The sequence below is a fragment of the Nonomuraea sp. MG754425 genome (assembly GCF_021699195.1).
Lineage (GTDB): Bacteria > Actinomycetota > Actinomycetes > Streptosporangiales > Streptosporangiaceae > Nonomuraea.
In genome coordinates, this window is record NZ_SSXE01000207.1 from 1 (window position 1) to 16,324 (window position 16,324).

At 72.2% G+C, this 16,324-nt stretch carries 13 protein-coding genes; 5 read left to right on the forward strand and 8 right to left on the reverse strand.

Annotated elements, in window-relative coordinates; translation table 11 throughout:
- From FAF44_RS44260 to FAF44_RS44280, 5 genes are all read right to left on the reverse strand, one after another.
- The coding region (locus FAF44_RS44260; protein ID WP_308193493.1) for a class I SAM-dependent methyltransferase at window positions 1-633 on the reverse strand (633 nt) is incomplete at its 3' end.
- Between the two features lie 21 nt (window positions 634-654).
- The gene (locus FAF44_RS44265) at window positions 655-1,029 is read right to left on the reverse strand and encodes a cupin domain-containing protein (protein WP_237109442.1); all 375 of its coding nucleotides are present in this window, start codon (window positions 1,027-1,029) and stop codon (window positions 655-657) included.
- An 18-nt stretch (window positions 1,030-1,047) separates the two neighbouring features.
- Window positions 1,048-2,664 carry a PucR family transcriptional regulator ligand-binding domain-containing protein gene (locus FAF44_RS44270; RefSeq protein ID WP_237109444.1) on the reverse strand — a complete coding sequence of 539 codons (1,617 nt, stop codon included), beginning with the start codon at window positions 2,662-2,664 and terminating at the stop codon, window positions 1,048-1,050.
- A 66-nt stretch (window positions 2,665-2,730) separates the two neighbouring features.
- Window positions 2,731-4,359, reverse strand: a complete 1,629-nt coding sequence (locus tag FAF44_RS44275; protein ID WP_237109445.1) for an AMP-binding protein — start codon at window positions 4,357-4,359, stop codon at window positions 2,731-2,733.
- Window positions 4,360-4,371: 12 nt separating this feature from the next.
- Window positions 4,372-5,076 (reverse strand): TetR/AcrR family transcriptional regulator C-terminal domain-containing protein, encoded by a 705-nt coding sequence (locus tag FAF44_RS44280; RefSeq protein WP_237109447.1) that lies wholly within the window; start codon window positions 5,074-5,076, stop codon window positions 4,372-4,374.
- Between the two features lie 56 nt (window positions 5,077-5,132).
- Between FAF44_RS44280 and FAF44_RS44285 the strand changes: the two genes are divergently transcribed.
- Window positions 5,133-6,590, forward strand: a complete 1,458-nt coding sequence (locus tag FAF44_RS44285) for an MFS transporter (protein ID WP_237109448.1) — start codon at window positions 5,133-5,135, stop codon at window positions 6,588-6,590.
- Window positions 6,591-6,608: 18 nt separating this feature from the next.
- Here the strand turns inward: FAF44_RS44285 and FAF44_RS44290 are convergent, their stop codons facing one another.
- On the reverse strand, window positions 6,609-8,693 hold the full coding sequence (locus tag FAF44_RS44290) for a hypothetical protein (protein ID WP_237109449.1): 2,085 nt from the start codon (window positions 8,691-8,693) through the stop codon (window positions 6,609-6,611).
- A 138-nt stretch (window positions 8,694-8,831) separates the two neighbouring features.
- Here FAF44_RS44290 and FAF44_RS44295 point away from each other — a divergent pair, with 138 nt between their 5' ends.
- From FAF44_RS44295 to FAF44_RS44305, 3 genes are all read left to right on the forward strand, one after another.
- Window positions 8,832-10,112: an aspartate aminotransferase family protein gene (locus tag FAF44_RS44295; protein ID WP_237109450.1), complete on the forward strand. Its 1,281-nt coding sequence runs from the start codon at window positions 8,832-8,834 to the stop codon at window positions 10,110-10,112.
- Entirely contained in the window at window positions 10,109-11,617 is a 1,509-nt protein-coding gene (locus tag FAF44_RS44300) for a CoA-acylating methylmalonate-semialdehyde dehydrogenase (protein WP_237109451.1), read from the forward strand. Before FAF44_RS44295 ends, FAF44_RS44300 begins: the two co-directional genes overlap by 4 nt.
- A 72-nt stretch (window positions 11,618-11,689) precedes the next feature.
- A complete protein-coding gene (locus tag FAF44_RS44305; protein WP_237109452.1) occupies window positions 11,690-12,811 on the forward strand; it encodes an extracellular solute-binding protein in 1,122 nt (373 codons plus the stop codon).
- 137 nt (window positions 12,812-12,948) lie between these two features.
- On the opposite strand, the gene FAF44_RS44310 is transcribed toward FAF44_RS44305, so the two are convergent.
- Window positions 12,949-13,200, reverse strand: a complete 252-nt coding sequence (locus FAF44_RS44310) for a hypothetical protein (protein ID WP_237109453.1) — start codon at window positions 13,198-13,200, stop codon at window positions 12,949-12,951.
- A gap of 157 nt (window positions 13,201-13,357) precedes the next feature.
- The gene (gene gabT, locus FAF44_RS44315; RefSeq protein ID WP_237109454.1) at window positions 13,358-14,686 is read right to left on the reverse strand and encodes a 4-aminobutyrate--2-oxoglutarate transaminase; all 1,329 of its coding nucleotides are present in this window, start codon (window positions 14,684-14,686) and stop codon (window positions 13,358-13,360) included.
- 125 nt (window positions 14,687-14,811) lie between these two features.
- Between gabT and FAF44_RS44320 the strand changes: the two genes are divergently transcribed.
- Window positions 14,812-16,324 (forward strand): PucR family transcriptional regulator ligand-binding domain-containing protein (locus FAF44_RS44320; RefSeq protein ID WP_237109455.1); only part of this gene is annotated, 1,513 nt, incomplete at its 3' end.

Sequence of the window (16,324 nt, forward strand, 5' to 3'; positions counted from 1 at the left end):
GTCCTCCAGCGCGTGGGGCAGGTCGATCACGGTGGCGCGCAGTTCCGGGTGGCGGCGCAGCAGCGCCAGGCTGAACAGCCCGTGGCCGCCGCCCAGGTCGAGCACGTGCCGGGCGGCGCGCGGCACGGGGATGCCGCGGGCCGCGGCGGGCGCCTGGAGGCTCGCCATGGCGGCCGTCCAGGCGTGGAACGAGCGGGACAGCTCGGGGTCGCCCGCCAGCGCCGCGTAGAACGGCGTGGCCGGCTCGCCGCCGCGGGCCGCCTGCTCCAGTCCGGGCCAGATCGTGCCGGCGGAACGTTCCCAGAACGTCAGGCCCGGGAGCAGCGAGGTCGGTGAGTCGGTGGTGAACCAGCGCCGCGCGGTGCGGGTCAGCCGGTAGCGCCCGCGCCTGGCCCGCAGATAGCCGAGCCCGGTCAGGGCGCGTAACAGCGCGTCGGCGGCACGGGGGTCGAGGTCGAGCGCGGTGGCCAGGTCGCCGCCCGCGCGGGGGTGCTCGCGCAGGGCGTCGAAGATCCCCGCGCGGGCCGCCGCGATGAGCGCGTGCAGGCCCATGGCGCCGAAGTAGTCGAACATCGGGGGCACGATCGACAGCCGGTGAGCCACGGCCTCGAAGGGGTTGAAGAAGAGGGGCACACCCCCGAAGGTACGTAGGCGCTATCGCGTCTGGTACACCTTGCGCAGCGTCTCGTGCACGATCCAGGTGGTCTTCGCGCCCTCGGAGAGCAGGCACACGTCGCCGGGGCTCACCTCGATCGTGGTGCCGCCCTCGACGGCGATCGTGGCGCTGCCGGACAGGACGACGAAGATCTCGTCGCGTTCGACGTCCATCACGACGCCGGGGGTGATCTCCCGGATGCCCCGGCCGTCGCCGAGCTCCAGGGAGGAGACGACGGGGTCGCCCGCGACGATCTGCTCGGGGTCGAGCGCGTCGGGGGTCAGCCGGACGTCGTGGACGGGTACGGCGAAGGCTCCCGCGGTGGCGAGCATGCGGCCGAGATCGGCCGGTTCGGGCATCAACACATCAGACATATCGCCCATTCCAGCACATCAGCGGGCTTCCCTGCGGAAGGACTCCAGGGCCAGCAGGGCCACGTGCAGCGAAAGGCAGGACTCGACGTCGTCGAGGTCGGTCTCGAGGATGCGTTCGAGACGGCGCAGCCGGTCGTAGAAGGCGGGCCTGGACAGGTGCGCCTTCTGCGCCGCGACGGCCTTGTTACGGCCCGAGTCGAGATAGACGCGCAGGATACGGGTCAGGTCGCCGCCCCGCTGCGCGTCGTGGGCCAGCAGCGGGCCCAGCTCCCGTTCGGCGAACGTCTGCAGCCGGGCGTCGTCGCGCAGCAGGTGCAGCAGCCCGCGCAGGCGCAGGTCGGGCAGCCGGTAGAAGGGGCGGCCGTCGGGCTGGCGCACCGCGACGTCGGCCACCTGCTCGGCTTCGAGGAAGCTGCGCCGCACGTCTCTGATGGACTCCACCACCGAGCCCGCCGCCAGCACGAACGCGGTGCCGGGGCCCCACAGCACGCGCAGCCGCTCCGACAGCGAGGTCAGCGCGGGCTCGGCCTGCGTGCGCGGCGGGAGCGGCAGCAGCACCCCCACCCGCTCCTGGTCGAGCGCGCCCACGAGGGCGGGCAGGCGGGCGTCGCGGCAGGCCGCGGCGGTGGCCTCGGCCAGCTCGCCGAGCTGGGCCTGGCCGTCGAGCGCCTGCTCGACGTGCTCGGTGGGCCGGATGACCACGCTGACCAGCTTGCGCCCCGTGAGCGGCACGCCCACGGCGCGGGCGCGGGCGGCGGCCTCGTCGGGATCGGCGTAGGCGTGGGTCAGGATGCCGGTGATGATCGTGCCGTGCGCCTGCCGTTCCAGCGACTCCTGGTGGCGCTCCAGCAGGCGGCCCAGGGCGAGCGTGGTGGCCGCGCGCTCGGCCAGCACCAGGTCGCGCGGCGAGGGCGGCACGTCGCAGAGCAGGATCAGCCGCCCCCAGTCCTGGCCGCGCGCCCCGACCGTGGTGACCAGCCAGCCGGCTGCCGGGTCGTACGCGGTGCGCTCGGCCGGGGCCACCGCCCGCGACCTGCTCTCCCACCCCGCCAGCAGGGCCCCCGCGTCGCGCCCCGCCGACTCGGCGGCCAGCACCTGGTGGGCGAGGTTCTCCAGCAGCACGGGCCGCCCCGACAGCCGCGCCACCTGGGCCAGCACCTCGGCCGGCGAGGCGCCTTCGACCGACAGCTCGGTGAAGACCTCGTGCAACTGCTCGGAGGCCCGCAGCTCCTCTAGCTGGATGTCGATGATGCGCGCGTGCACCGACTCGGTGATCTGCACGAACGGTGTCTCGCGGGTCAGCACGATGACCGGGAAGCCGTGCTCCTCGGCCGACTTGACCACGGCCCGCGGCAGCTCGCGGACGAACCTGCGGCCCAGCTCGACGATCAGCCCCGAGGCGCCCACGGAGGACAGCTCGCCGATGTAGTCGGCGAGCTTCTCCGGATCCTCCGGCAGGGCCACCCCCGTGGTGAGCACCAGTTCCCCGCCGCGCAGCAGGTGGGCGATGTCGGCGATCTCGCCGACGTGCACCCACCGCACCCTCGTGTCGAGCCGGTCGGAGCCCGCGACCACGCGCGGGCTGCCCCGGCGTACGGTCTCCAGGGCGAGGACGTCGGCGATGGTGGGGAGCACGGGGCAGAGCCTAGCCGATCATCCTGTAAGAACGGCCATGGGTCGATTTACACTTTGCGCCCCTTGTCATGGGGTGAGGTCTTCCTCCCGGAACTCCTGGCGGGGTTCGCGCACCCGTAGCTCGACGCGGCGGATCTTGCCCGAGATCGTCTTGGGCAGTTCGCCGAACTCCAGTCGCCGCACCCGCTTGTACGGGGCCAGCTCCCTGCGGCAGTGCTCGAAGATCGACCGGGCGGTCTCGCCGTCCGGCTCGAACCCCGGGGCGAGCGTCACGTACGCCTTCGGCACGGCCAGGCGCACCGGGTCGGGCGCCGGCACCACGGCCGCCTCGGCCACGGCCGCGTGCTCCAGCAGCACGCTCTCCAGCTCGAACGGCGAGATGCGGTAGTCGGAGGCCTTGAAGACGTCGTCGGTCCGGCCCACGTACGTGATGTAGCCGTCGGCGTCGCGGGCGGCGACGTCGCCGGTGTGGTAGAAGCCGTCGCGCATCGCATCACTTGATCCACCGACATATCCGGACATGAGGCCGAGGGGGCGGCGGGCGTCCAGCGGCAGGCAGATCTCGCCGTCGTCCCCCTGCCGGCCCGTCACCGGGTCGATCAGCACGACGTCGTAACCGGGCAGCGGCAGCCCCATGGAGCCCGGCCGGACCGGCTCGTCGGGGGCGTTGCCGATCTGGGCGGTGCTCTCCGTCTGGCCGTAGCCGTCGCGGATCGTGATGCCCCACGCCTTGGCCACCTGGTCGATGATCTCGGGGTTGAGCGGCTCGCCGGCGGCCACGGCCGTGCGCAGCGGCAGCTTCCAGGCGGCCAGGTCCTCCTGGATGAGCATCCGCCACACCGTCGGCGGCGCGCAGAACGTCGACACCCGCTGCTCCCGCAGCACCTCCAGCAGCGCGGGCGCGGAGAAGCGCTCGTAGTCGTGGACGAGCACGGTCGCCCCGGCGTTCCACGGGGCGAAGACGTTGCTCCAGGCGTGCTTGGCCCAGCCGGGCGAGGACACGTTCAGGTGCACGTCGCCGGGGCGCACCCCGATCCAGAACATCGTCGACAGGTGCCCGGCCGGGTAGGAGGCGTGCGTGTGCTCGACCAGCTTCGGCTGCGAGGTGGTGCCGGAGGTGAAGTAGAGCAGCAGCGTGTCGTCCGCGCGGGTCGGCGCGTCGGGCTCAAAGCGCTCGTACGCCTCGTACGCGTCGTGGTACGGCAGCCAGTTGTAGGCGTCCCCCACGGCGATCCTCGTGTACTCGCCGGGCCCGAACTTCCCGGCGTCGGCCGCGTTGGCGATGACGTGCGACACGCGCCCGCGCGCGATCCGCTCGGCGACGTCCTTGCCGGTCAGCAGCGTGGTGGCGGGGATGATGGCCGCCCCCAGCTTCATCGCGGCCAGCAGCGACTCCCACAGCTCGGCCTGGTTGCCCAGCATGAGCAGGATCCGGTCGCCCCGCCGCACCCCCTGCTCGTGCAGCCAGTTGGCGACCTGGTTGGAGCGGGCCGACAGCCCGGCGAAGGTGTAGGTGGCGCTGCTCGCGCCCACGATCTTGAGGGCGACGGCGTCGGGGGTCTCGGCGGCCAGGACGCCGTCGAACCAGTCGAGCGCCCAGTTGAACTCGCCGAGCTGCGGCCAGCGGAAGTCGCGGCGGGCGGTGGCGGCGTCGGCCCCGAGCAGGAAGTCGCGGGCGGCACGGAAAACGCTCATGCCCGGATCCTGCTACGTCGTCAGCCGTCGCTCAAGACCGTCGAGCAGCGACACCAGACCGAAGTCGAAACACAGCTCGCGCATGTACGCCGGATCCTCGTAGGAGCCCATGTCGATGCGCTTGAGCATGTCGGGGTAGTCGGCCGCGGCCTTGCGGACCATCTCGCGCGTCTTGTCGGCGTCGTAGTCGTCCAGGTCGCCCATCGTGGCGTTCCAGGCGACCTCCGGGATGGTCATGCCGAACACGTAGGCGGTCAGCGTGGAGTTGGCGAAGTCGATGTCCAGCCCCCGGAACCCGGCCAGGTCGAACATCTTGCGCATGCCGTTGGCGACGCGCATCGCGTTGGGGCCGAGCGCGGGCATCCGGCCGATGAGGTCGGCCGCCCACGGGTAGCGCAGGATCACCCGGCGCATGCTGTGGGCCAGGGCGGCGGCGGAGTCGCGCCAGCCCACCTCCTCGGGGTCGGGCACGGTCATCATCCGCCACACCTCGTCGTAGGCCAGCTCCAGCAGCTCGTCCTTGTTGGCGACGTACCAGTAGACGCTGGTGGCCCCGGCGCTCAGCTTCGCGCCGAGCTTGCGCATGCTCAGGCCCTGGAGCCCCTCCTCGTCGAGCAGCTCGACGGCGGCCTTGACGATCTCCTCCCTGCTGCGGCCAGGACCGCCGGCCTTACGAGGTTCGCGCAGCCACACCGAGGAGAACGACTTGCCTGTCATACGCACAAGGATAAATCCACTCGCACACCGTACGAGGATTGTCGTACGGTGTGCGAGTGAACTCGAACACCGTACGAGAACCCCGTCGCTGGTGGATTCTCGCCGCACTCTGCCTCGCGCTGCTGGTGCTGCTCATCGACAACACCGTGCTGAACCTGGCCATCCCGTCGCTGAACCAGGAGATGGGCGCCACCCCGTCGGACATCCAATGGATCATCGACGCGTACGTGCTGGCCTTCGCCGGATTACTGCTCACGGCCGGCAGCCTGTCCGACAAGTACGGCCGCCGCCGCTTCCTGGTCGTCGGCCTGGTCTTCTTCGGCGGCGCGTCGCTGCTGGCCGTGCTGGTCACCGAGCCGTGGCAGCTCATCGGCGCCCGCTTCCTGATGGGCGTCGGCGGCTCGCTCGTCATGCCGTCCACCCTGTCGATCCTCATGACCGTGTTCGCCGAGGAGGCCGAGCGGCGCAAGGCCATGGCCGTCTGGAGCGCCGTGGCCCTGGTCGGCATGGTCTCGGGCCCGACGCTGGGCGGCTTCCTGCTGGAGCACTACTGGTGGGGCTCGGTCTTCCTGCTGAACGTCCCGATCGCGGCGATCGCCATCGTGGCGGCCCTCGTCCTGATGCCGGAGAGCCGCAGCCCGGCCCGCAGGATCGACCCCGTGGGCGTGCTGCTGTCGATCGTCGGCCTGACCTCCGCCGTGTACGTGATCATCGAGCGCGAGTGGAACATCCCGGTCATCGCGGTGGCCGTGGTCGCCCTGGCCGCGTTCGTGCTCTGGGAGCGCACGCGGGAGGAGCCGATGATGCCGCTCTTCCTGTTCGCCAACCGCAACTTCAGCGGCGCGTCGTTCTCGATCCTGCTCATGTCGTTCGGCGCGGGCGCGGTGATGCTGATGCTGACCCAGTACCTGCAGTTCGTGCTGGGCTACGGGGAGATGCAGGCCGGTCTGGCCATGCTGCCCTACGCCGTGGCCGCCGCGATCTTCAACGGGGTGGGCGCGGGCCTGGGCAAGAAGCTCAGCAACCGGGTGCTGGTCGGCGCCGGGCTGCTGTTCATGGCCGGCGGCTTCGCCGTCATGGCCGTGACCACCGGCTACCTGCCGCTGCTCACCGGGTTGGTGATCATGGGGATCGGCGGCGGGCTGGCTGGGCCGTCGGCCTACGCCTCGCTGATGGGGGCGATCCCGGTGGACCACGCGGGTGTCGGCTCCGCGATGAACGACACCGTCCAGCAGGTCGGCATGGCGCTCAGCATCGCCGTCCTGGGCAGCGTCCTGGCCGGGCGGTACACCTCGGAGATGCCCGCCGGACTGCCCCACGCGGCCAGGGAGTCGATCGGCGGGGCCCACACCCTGGGCTTCGGCGAAGCCGCCGGCCAGGCGTTCACCTCCGCCATGCACCTGGGGTCGTGGGTGGGGGCCGGCTTCTGCGTGGCCGCCGCGCTGCTCGCCGTCACGGTGCTGCGCCCGGCCGCCCCGACGCCCGCCGCGCCCGAGCCGGCGCAGGTCGGCTAGGTCAGGTCTCCGTCCGGGTCAGGTTTCCGCGGGGGCGGTCAGGCGGTCCTGGAGCGCGGCGTGCCGGAACTGGTACAGGCGTCCGGTCTGGCGCAACATGCCGACGCGGTGCATGTCCGCCAGGAAGGCCATCAGCCGCCAGGGCAGCCGCCGCGAGATCGCGAGCAGCGCGGAGGCGACGGTGAACACGGGCCAGGCCACGTTGGTGAAGGCGAGCAGGGCGGCGACGGTCACGGTGACGACGAGGCCGCCCGCCGCTCCGCCCGCCGCCGCGCGCAGCGGCCCGTCGGGCCCGGAGAGCAGGAACAGGCGGCCCAGCCACCCGGCGGCCAGCAACGACCCGGTGAACAGGACGGCGAACGCGAGCGTGAGCACCCCCTGCCCCCGGTACGAGGCGGCCGGGTCCAGCAGCACGCTCACCCGGTGCAGCCACGACACGAACGCCGCCGCCGGCGGCACCGCGAGCACCATGGGCAGGCCGAACGCCGCGGCGAAGGCCACGGCCTCGGCCAGGCTCAGCAGGGCGGGGCCGCCGCCCAGCCACGAGCCCAGCAGGCCGCTCGCCCACAGCCCGGCGCCGCCGAGCGTCCCGAGCGCCACCCACGCCACGAGGGCGGACGCGGAGCCGACGAGCGTGTGGTGGCCCAGGTCGCCGATCTCGAACGCGTCGAACTCGTCGTAGTCGAGGATGTCGCTGACGTCGTCCAGCGACACGTCCCCCGCCTCCCTGTGCAGCGCCACGCCGATGGCGGCGCCCGCGAGCAGTCCGAGGCAGGCGCCCGCCGCGATCGACGAGGCGGGGCTGCCCCCCGCGGCCCACCAGCCCGCCCCGGTGGCCAGTGCCGCGGCCACGCCGGCGACGAGGCCCAGCCCGGTCGCGATCCGGCCGCGGGGGACCAGGTCGTAGATGCTCCACCAGGCCAGCTCGCGGGTCTCCCAGAAGGTCAGGTGCGCGGCGAGCAGCGCGAGCCACTGCCGGACCCGGTGCAGGGGCCAGGCCCGGCGGGAGCGGAACGGGCCGATGGCGGGACCGGCGGCGGGGCCGGTGGCGACCAGCGCCGGGACCGCGTGGTCGAGGAGGTGCAGCCGGGCGGATCCGGCGTCGGAGAGCTCCAGCAGTCGCGCGGGGTCGGCGCCCGGGTCCACGTAGCCGACCCGGATCAGCCAGACCATCAGGGCGGTGTCGATGCTCTCGCGCAGCACGTCGCCGGGGTCGTCCAGCCGGCGCAGCAGCTCGGGCCAGCTTCCGCCCGGCTCTGGAGGCAGGCACGCGGTGAGGTAGCCGGCCACCTCGTCGGCCCCGAGCGTCTCGGGCTCGATCACCGCCGCGGCGCTCAGGACGTGCGCGCCCTCCTCCTCGACGGTCTCGCGGAACTCGGCCGTGCGGCAGGTCAGCACGAAGCCGTCACGGTCGGTCAGCGTGGAGTTGAGCGCCCTGACCACCTGGTTGCGCTGCCGGGCGGGCAGTTCGTCGAGGCCGTCGAGCACGGGCAGCACCCGGCCGCCCGCCACCAGGTCCTTCACGGCCGTGGGGCCGAACTCCCCGGCGCGCAGCTCCGGGTAGTCCTGGGCCAGCCGGCGCGCCAGCCAGGACGGGAAGCGTTCGCCGGTCGGGTCCCAGGCCGACAGCGTGAGCAGGACGGGGATCGGCTCGCCCGGCTCGCGGTCGAGCAGGAGGCGGCGCAGGAGCAGGCCGCGCAGGGCCGTCACCATCTCGCCCACCTGGTCGGCGGCGGCGGTGAAGTGCAGGCGCTCGCCGGAGGCGATGTGCCGGGCGTGGTCCATCAGGCCCGGCTCGCCCAGCCGCCAGCGCACCGACAGCGGGTCGGGGGAGAACAGCCCGCGGACCTTGGCCTCCTCCTCCCACTGCCGCAGCACCCGGTCGGCCAGGAGTTGCTGGGCGGCCGCCACCTGCTCGGGCGTCGAGACGGCGAGGACGGGCGGGCGGCGGGCCCAGCCGACGATCGTCGCGACGATCACGGCCGCGCCGATGACGGCCGCCACCCAGCTCGCCGCCTCCAGCCCGCCGGGGGAGGCCCAGGCCAGGCCGATCGAGGCGACGATCACCGTGATGGCCGCGCCGGCCAGGAGTCTACGAAGCACGCCGATCATGGTGGCGTGCCCGCCGTGCTCATGGGAAGTTCACCGTCCGGGACGCTGTGACATCATGTAAGGCAAGTCTCACGGACGCCGACACATTGCAAATAGGAAGCCACAGCTTGAAAAGGGATACTCGGTAACATGTCGGAGCTTCTCGCGCGCCACCGGGCAGTGATGCCGAACTGGCTGGCCCTCAACTACAACGACCCCATCGAGCTCGTCAGCGGCAAGGGCAACCGTGTCATCGACGCTGACGGCAAGAGTTACCTCGACTTCTTCGCCGGGATCCTGACCAACATGATCGGGTACGACGTCCCCGAGGTACGCGAGGCCGTGGAGCGTCAGCTCGCCACCGGCGTGGTGCACACCAGCACCGTCTACCTGCTGCGCGGCCAGATCGAGCTGGCCGAGAAGATCGCCCGCCTGTCCGGCATCCCCGACGCCAAGGTCTTCTTCACCAACTCCGGCACCGAGGCCAACGAGACGGCGCTGCTGCTGGCCACGTACGCGCGCAGGAGCGACCAGGTGCTGGCCATGCGCCAGAGCTACCACGGGCGCAGCTTCGGCGCGATCAGCGTCACCTCCAACCGGGCGTGGAAGAACAGCTCGCTCTCCCCGCTCAACGTGCACTTCCTGCACGGGGCCGACCGGCACCTGACCCAGTTCAAGGGCCTGTCGGACGCCGACTACATCCAGGCGTGCGTGGACGACCTGCGCCACGTGCTGGCCACGTCCGTGTCCGACGACGTGGCGGCGCTGATCGCCGAGCCGATCCAGGGCGTCGGCGGGTTCACGATGGCCCCCGATGGGCTGTTCGCCGCCTACAAGGAGGTGCTGGACGAGCAGGGCATCCTGTTCATCTCCGACGAGGTGCAGACCGGGTGGGGCCGCACCGGCAGCTCGTTCTTCGGCATCGGCAACCACGGCGTGACCCCCGACATGATCACGTTCGCCAAGGGGCTGGGGAACGGCTTCGCCGTCGGCGGCCTGGTGGCGCGCGGCGACCTCATGGACGGCCCGCACGCCGTCGGCCTGTCCACCTTTGGCGGCAACCCGATCTCCATGGCCGCCGCCAACGCCACCCTCGACTTCGTGCTCGACCACGACCTCCAGGCCAACGCCGCCCGTACCGGGGAGATCATCATCGGCGGGCTCAAGGAGGCCGCCGAGCGCCTGCCCGTCGTCACGGACGTGCGCGGCAGGGGCCTGATGTTCGCCATCGAGCTGCAGACCCCCGCCCAGGCCGGCCGCTTCATGGAGGAGACCAGGAAGGCGGGCCTGCTCGCGGGCAAGGGCGGCCTGTACGGCACCGCCATCCGCATGGCCCCGCCCCTCACGCTCACGGTGGACGAGGCCACCGAGGGTCTCGGGATCATCGTGTCCGCCCTCGAAACGATCAACACGGAGGCTGCGGCGCAGTGAAGTCCGTCAAGCACTGGATCAACGGAGTCCTCGCGGACGGCGACGCCGCCCGCGCCGCCGAGCTCTTCGACCCGGCCACCGGCGCGGTGAGCGGCCACGTCACGCTGGCCTCGGCCGCCGACGTGGACACCGCCGTCGCGGCGGCCGCCGCCGCCTACCCCGGCTGGCGGGACGCGTCGCTGACCAAGCGGGCGGGCGTGCTGTTCCGCTTCCGCGAGCTCATGTACGCCCACCGCGACGAACTGGCCGCGCTGATCTCCGCCGAGCACGGCAAGGTGCACTCCGACGCGCTCGGCGAGGTGGCCCGCGGGCTGGAGGTCGTGGAGTTCGCCTGCGGGATCCCGCACCTGCTCAAGGGCGGCTTCTCCGAGGGCGTCTCCACCCGGGTGGACTCCTACTCGATCAGGCAGCCGCTGGGCGTGGTGGCGGGCATCACGCCGTTCAACTTCCCGGTCATGGTGCCGATGTGGATGTTCCCTGTCGCGATCGCGTGCGGGAACACGTTCGTGCTCAAGCCGTCCGAGCGGGACCCGTCGGCCTCGCTGCTCATGGCGCGGCTCTGGCAGGAGGCCGGCCTGCCCGACGGCGTGTTCAACGTCGTGCAGGGTGACAAGGTCAGCGTCGACCGGCTGCTGGAGCACCCCGACGTGCGCGCCGTGTCGTTCGTCGGCTCCACCCCCATCGCCCGCTACGTGTACGAGAGCGGCACCGCGCACGGCAAGCGCGTCCAGGCGCTCGGCGGCGCCAAGAACCACATGCTCGTGCTGCCGGACGCCGATCTCGACCTGGTGGCCGACTCGGCGGTGTCGGCCGGGTTCGGCTCGGCGGGCGAGCGGTGCATGGCGATCTCCGTCGTGCTGGCCGTGGACCCGATCGGCGACGAACTGGTCGAGAAGATCGTCGAGCGGGTCGCCCGGCTGACCATCGGCCCCGGCGACGACCCGAGGTCGGAGATGGGGCCGCTGGTCACCGGGCCGCACCGTGACAAGGTGGCCTCCTACCTCGACCTGGGCGTCGAGGAGGGCGCCAAGCTGGTCGTGGACGGCCGCGACACGCCCGTGCTGGGCGGCGGCAGGGCGGCGGAGACGCCCGGCTTCTGGCTCGGCCCGACCGTGCTCGACCACGTGCCCCCCGGCTCGCGCACGCACACCGAGGAGATCTTCGGCCCCGTGCTGTCGATCGTGCGCGTCTCCTCCTACGAGGAGGGCCTCGAAGTGATCAACGGCGGCCTGTACGGCAACGGCACCGCGATCTTCACCAACGACGGCGGCGCGGCCCGGCGCTTCCAGAACGAGGTGGAGGTCGGCATGGTCGGCATCAACGTGCCGATCCCGGTGCCGATGGCCTTCTACAGCTTCGGCGGCTGGAAGTCCTCCCTGTTCGGGGACACGCACGTGCACGGCACCGAGGGCGTGCACTTCTACACCCGGGGCAAGGTCGTCACCTCCCGCTGGCTCGATCCCTCGCACGGCGGGGTGAACCTGGGCTTCCCCACGAACGGGTAACACCGGCACGCGACGGCGTCCCCCCTGGTCCGGTCACCGGTAAGCTCCAGCAGACGGACAAGGGGGGACAACGTGAATCGTCGCCGTACGCATGCCCTGGCGCTGGTCGCGACGGCGCTGGTCACCGGCATGGGTACGCCCACCCCGTCCCCGACCCCGACTCCGACCACCTCGCCGTCGCCCTCGCCCAGCGCCACGCAGAGCGACGGCACGCTGCAGATCCTCACCTACCGGGGCTACGCCGAGTACGGCGGCGTCAGCCCCAAGGTCAACTGGGTGGGCACGTTCGAGAAGGAGACCGGCTGCCGCATCGCCCGGCTCGACACCGTGCAGACCGCCGAGGAGATGGCCGCCCGGGTCACCCAGCGCTCCTACGACGTCATCTCCGCCGGCCCGGCGCTGGCCGGTGCCCTGATCGCGGACAAGCTGGTGCAGCCCGTCGAGCCGGCCAAGGTCAGCGACTACAAGGACCTCACCGAGCGGTTCCGCGCGATGACGACGGTGTCGGGCAAGGCGTACGGGGTGCCGTACCTGTGGGGTTACCACGAGTTCGTCCGCGGCCCCGCCACGACCGGGAGCGCGGGGCCGGACGACGTGTTCGCCTCCGGGCGCACGGCGCTCAAGGACAGCCCGCTGACGATCGCCGACGCGGCCCTGGCCGAGGGCTCGGCGAAGAAGCCGTACGAGCTGAGCGAGGCCGCCCTCGACAAGGCGATGGCGCTGCTGGAGAGCGGCAAGGACCGCACCTACTGGCAGAACCCGATCGACCTGGTCAAGGGGTTCGCCACGGGGGCGCTCGACTACGCGCAGGTCACCCCGTACCTGCGGGTGCTCCTGCAGAAGTCCGGCCTGCCGGTCGAGACCGTCGCGACGCGCACCACCACCGGCTGGGTCGACTCCTGGATGCTGGGGGCGAACATCCCCGACACCGCCTGCGCCTACCGGTGGCTCAACTGGGTCACCGCGGCCAACGCCCAGCGTGACGCGGCGGCGTGGGCGGGGATGGCGCCGGCCAACCCGAAGGCGTGCAAGGGCCGGGCCAGGGCGATGTGCGAGACGTACGGGGTGGGCGACGCCAAGCGGATCGACAGGGTGCAGTTCGCGGTGCGCCCGCCCGGGGGTTGCGCGGGCGAGGATGGGGAATGCACTGACTATGCCGCCTGGGCCGATCGGTGGCGCGAGCTCGCCGAGTGAGCCGGCCCACGCGTAGCTGTCACGGGTCCGTCCCTCCGATGGGCGTGGCCTGTCAGAGGCGCCCCGGGCCTTCCCCCTGTCCCGGGGCGTCTCGGCAACGGGCGGGAGCGGGGGAGCGTGAGATGAGGGCGGGCCGGTCAGCGTGACCGGAAGGCCACGACGGTGGCCATGGGAGCGGGCACGAGGGCCTCGGCGCAGTCGGCGCAGGCCAGTACGGCGGATTCGTCGGGCAGGCGGCCCACCCGTACCCGGGGCCGCGGCCACCTCTTGTGGCAGACGACGCAGGCGTCGCCGTCGCGCTGGGCTGAGGTCAGGCCCTCAGGGTCGAACGTCAACATGCTCCGCGCCGTTCTGGTCGGACCCCAGTTCATCACGCTCCCAGCAGCCATCGCCCTACCGTATGTCGCAACCGTTATAACCCTGACCGAGGCCGTGAGCGTCTAGCTGCGCGTCAAGTCAGGGTGAATTCTCTACCCGACCGGCGGCGTTTACACCACAAAAACGGGCATCCAGCCCAAGCTGGATGCCCGTTTCGTCTAATTTTGGTTAGAGGTCGGCGATCGCCTTCTCCAGGATCCCCAAGCCCTCCTCCAGCAGGTGCTCCGGGATCACCAGCGGGGGCAGGAAACGCAGCACGTTCCCGTACGTACCGGCCGTCAGCACCAGCAGCCCCTCCGCGTGACAGCGCTGGACGATCTCCTGCACGGCGGCCGGGTTCGGCTCCTTGGTGCCGGGCTCGACCAGCTCGATCGCGATCATCGCGCCGCGCCCGCGCACGTCGCCGATCACGTCGAACCGCTCCTTGAGCGCCTCCAGCCGGGGCAGCATGATCTCGCCGATGCGGCGGGCCCTGGCGACCAGGTCCTCCGCCTCGATCGTCTCCAGCACGCCGAGCGCGGCCTCGCAGGCGAGCGGGTTGCCGCCGTACGTGCCGCCCAGCCCGCCGGAGTGCACCTTGTCCATGATCTCCGCCCGCCCGGTGACCGCGGCCAGCGGCAGACCGCCCGCGATGCCCTTGGCGGTGGTGATGATGTCCGGGACGACGTCCTCGTCCTCGCAGGCGAACAGCGTCCCGGTGCGCGCGAAGCCCGTCTGCACCTCGTCGGCCACGAACACGATCCCGTTCGCCCGGCAGAACTCCGCGATCCGCGGCAGGAACCCCTTGGCCGGCACGATGAAGCCGCCCTCGCCCGCGATCGGCTCGATCACCACGGCGGCCACGTTCCCCGCCCCGATCTGCTTGTTGATCAGGTCGATGGCCTGCTCGGCCGCCTCCTCCGCGCAGTTCTCCGCGCCGCCCGGCCAGCGGTACGGGTAGGCCAGCGGCACCCGGTACACCTCCGGCGCGAACGGGCCGAACCCCTGCTTGTACGGCATGTTCTTGGCCGTCAGCGTCATCGTGAGCAGCGTGCGGCCGTGGTAGCCGTGGTCGAACACGACGACGCCCTGACGGCCGGTGGCATGCCTGGCGATCTTGACCGCGTTCTCGACGGCCTCCGCGCCCGAGTTCACCAGGAACGTGCGCTTCTCGTGGTCGCCCGGCGTCAGCTCGTTCAGCTTCTCGCAGACCCGCACGTACGACTCGTACGGGGTGACCATGAAACAGGTGTGGGTGAAGTCGGCGACCTGCTTGCGCACCCGCTCGACGACCTTGGGCGCGGCGTTGCCCACGCTCGTCACGGCGATGCCGGAGCCGAAGTCGATCAGCGAGTTCCCGTCGGCGTCCTCGAGCACGCCGCCGCCCGCCCTGGTGACGAAGACCGGCAGCGTGACGCCGATGCCGGGCGGAACGGCGGCCTGCTTGCGGGCCAGCAACTCCTGGGACTTGGGGCCTGGGATCGCGGTCACGACGCGCCGCTCCTGGGGAATGCTCATGTCTCTGACGCTACGGCGGGCGCCGACCAGGACCGATACGTCGATATGTCACACTGGAGGTGCCTGTCTTTGCCGGAATGGACAAATATCGCATGCCGCCTTCGCTACAGACCGTCGTGCGCCGTATGAACCTCCGGCCCCTGGCCGGGACCACGGGTCCCGGGGTGCTGGACGCCCCGGTGCGCTGGGTCGCGGTCAGCGAGCTCGCCGACCCGACGCCGTACCTGGAGGGCGGGGAACTGCTGCTCACCACCGGCATGCGGATGGCGGGCGACCTGACGGGCTACGTGGCCCGCCTGGTCCACCGGGGTGTGGCCGGGCTCGGGTTCGGCGTCGGGGTCTCGCACGAGGAGGTGCCGCCCGCCCTCGTCGAGGCCGCGGAGGCGGCGGGGCTGCCGTTGCTGGAGGTGCCTCGTGAGACCCCGTTCATCGCGATCGGCAAGGCGGTCAGCGAACTGCTGGCGGCCGAGCAGTACGAGGAGATCAGCCGCGCCTTCGCCGCCCAGGGCCGGCTGACGCGGGCGGCGCTGCGGCCCGAGGGCATGCACGCGGTCATCGACCGGCTGGCCAGGGAGGTCGGCGGGTGGGCCGCGCTCCTCGACGAGTCGGGCGAGGTCCGCCACGCCACCCGCGGGGCCGACACGGTCGCCGTCACGAGCGAGCTGGCCCGGCTGCGCGGCGCCGGACCGGGCTCGGGGGCGGGCTCGGGGGCGCAGGTGGGCGAGCGTGCCGGACGGTTGCCCGCCAGCCTGGCGCTGTCCGGGCCGGGACGGCACATCGTGCTGCAGCCGCTCGGTGGCGGGCCGCGGCCGAAGGGGTTCTTCGCCGTCGGGGCGCCGCAGGCGTTCTCGCCGGTGGCCCACACGGTGATCAACGCGGCGGGGTCGCTGCTCACCCTGGCCATGGAGCAGGGCAGGACCCAGCTCGCCGCCGAGCGCCGCGTGCGGACGTCGGTGCTGGAGTTGTTGCTGGCGGGGGAGTGGGACCGGGCCCGCACCGTGCTCGGGGCGCTGGGCGGACGGCTGCCCGAAGCGCCTCTGGTGGTTCTGGCGGCCGACGCCGACGCCCTGGAAACCCTGGAGACCCACGGTTTCGCCGCGACGCTCGGCGGCGACTCCGATGGCGACGGTGGTGGCGCTGGTGGCGGGAGCGGTCGGAGCGGTCGTGATCGTTCGCGCGAAGGGGGTGGCGGTCCTGCGGTCGGTGGCGAGCAGGCGCGTGGTGTGCCGGGCGAGGGTGTGGTCGTGGCGCTGGCGGCCGAGGGTGCGGCGGAGGGTGTGGCGTGGGAGGCGGCCGTGAGCGCGGAGGCGTCCGTGGGGATCAGCCAGCCCTGCGGCCCTGGCGCCGCGGAACTGTGTAACGCGATCGACCAGGCCGGGCGCGCCCTGGAGGCGGCCAGGAGCCGTCGTGGCGCGCGTCCCGACGCCGGTGGGCCCGGCGAGGGCCCGCCCCTCGGCCGGGGCACGACGCCCGCCCAAGCCGCCGGTCAGGGCCGGGTACCCGACCCAGGCGCGGCGTCCGGGAGGGAGCCGGTGTCCGGGAGGGAGCCGGTGGCCGGTAAGGGCGTGGCGGCCGGTAGGGGTGTGGCGGCTTCGAGGGGCGCGGTGTCTTCGAGGGGTGTGGCGTCAGGGAGAGGGG

What these genes read in the sequence shown, in the direction of transcription:
- gabT (WP_237109454.1), bottom strand. Translation starts at nt 14,686, where the DNA reads ATGAGCATTCCCCAGGAGCGGCGCGTCGTGACCGCGATCCCAGGCCCC.
- FAF44_RS44265 (WP_237109442.1), bottom strand. Translation starts at nt 1,029, where the DNA reads ATGTCTGATGTGTTGATGCCCGAACCGGCCGATCTCGGCCGCATGCTC.
- FAF44_RS44275 (WP_237109445.1), bottom strand. Translation starts at nt 4,359, where the DNA reads ATGAGCGTTTTCCGTGCCGCCCGCGACTTCCTGCTCGGGGCCGACGCC.
- FAF44_RS44295 (WP_237109450.1), top strand. Translation starts at nt 8,832, where the DNA reads ATGTCGGAGCTTCTCGCGCGCCACCGGGCAGTGATGCCGAACTGGCTG.
- FAF44_RS44310 (WP_237109453.1), bottom strand. Translation starts at nt 13,200, where the DNA reads ATGGCTGCTGGGAGCGTGATGAACTGGGGTCCGACCAGAACGGCGCGG.
- FAF44_RS44280 (WP_237109447.1), bottom strand. Translation starts at nt 5,076, where the DNA reads ATGACAGGCAAGTCGTTCTCCTCGGTGTGGCTGCGCGAACCTCGTAAG.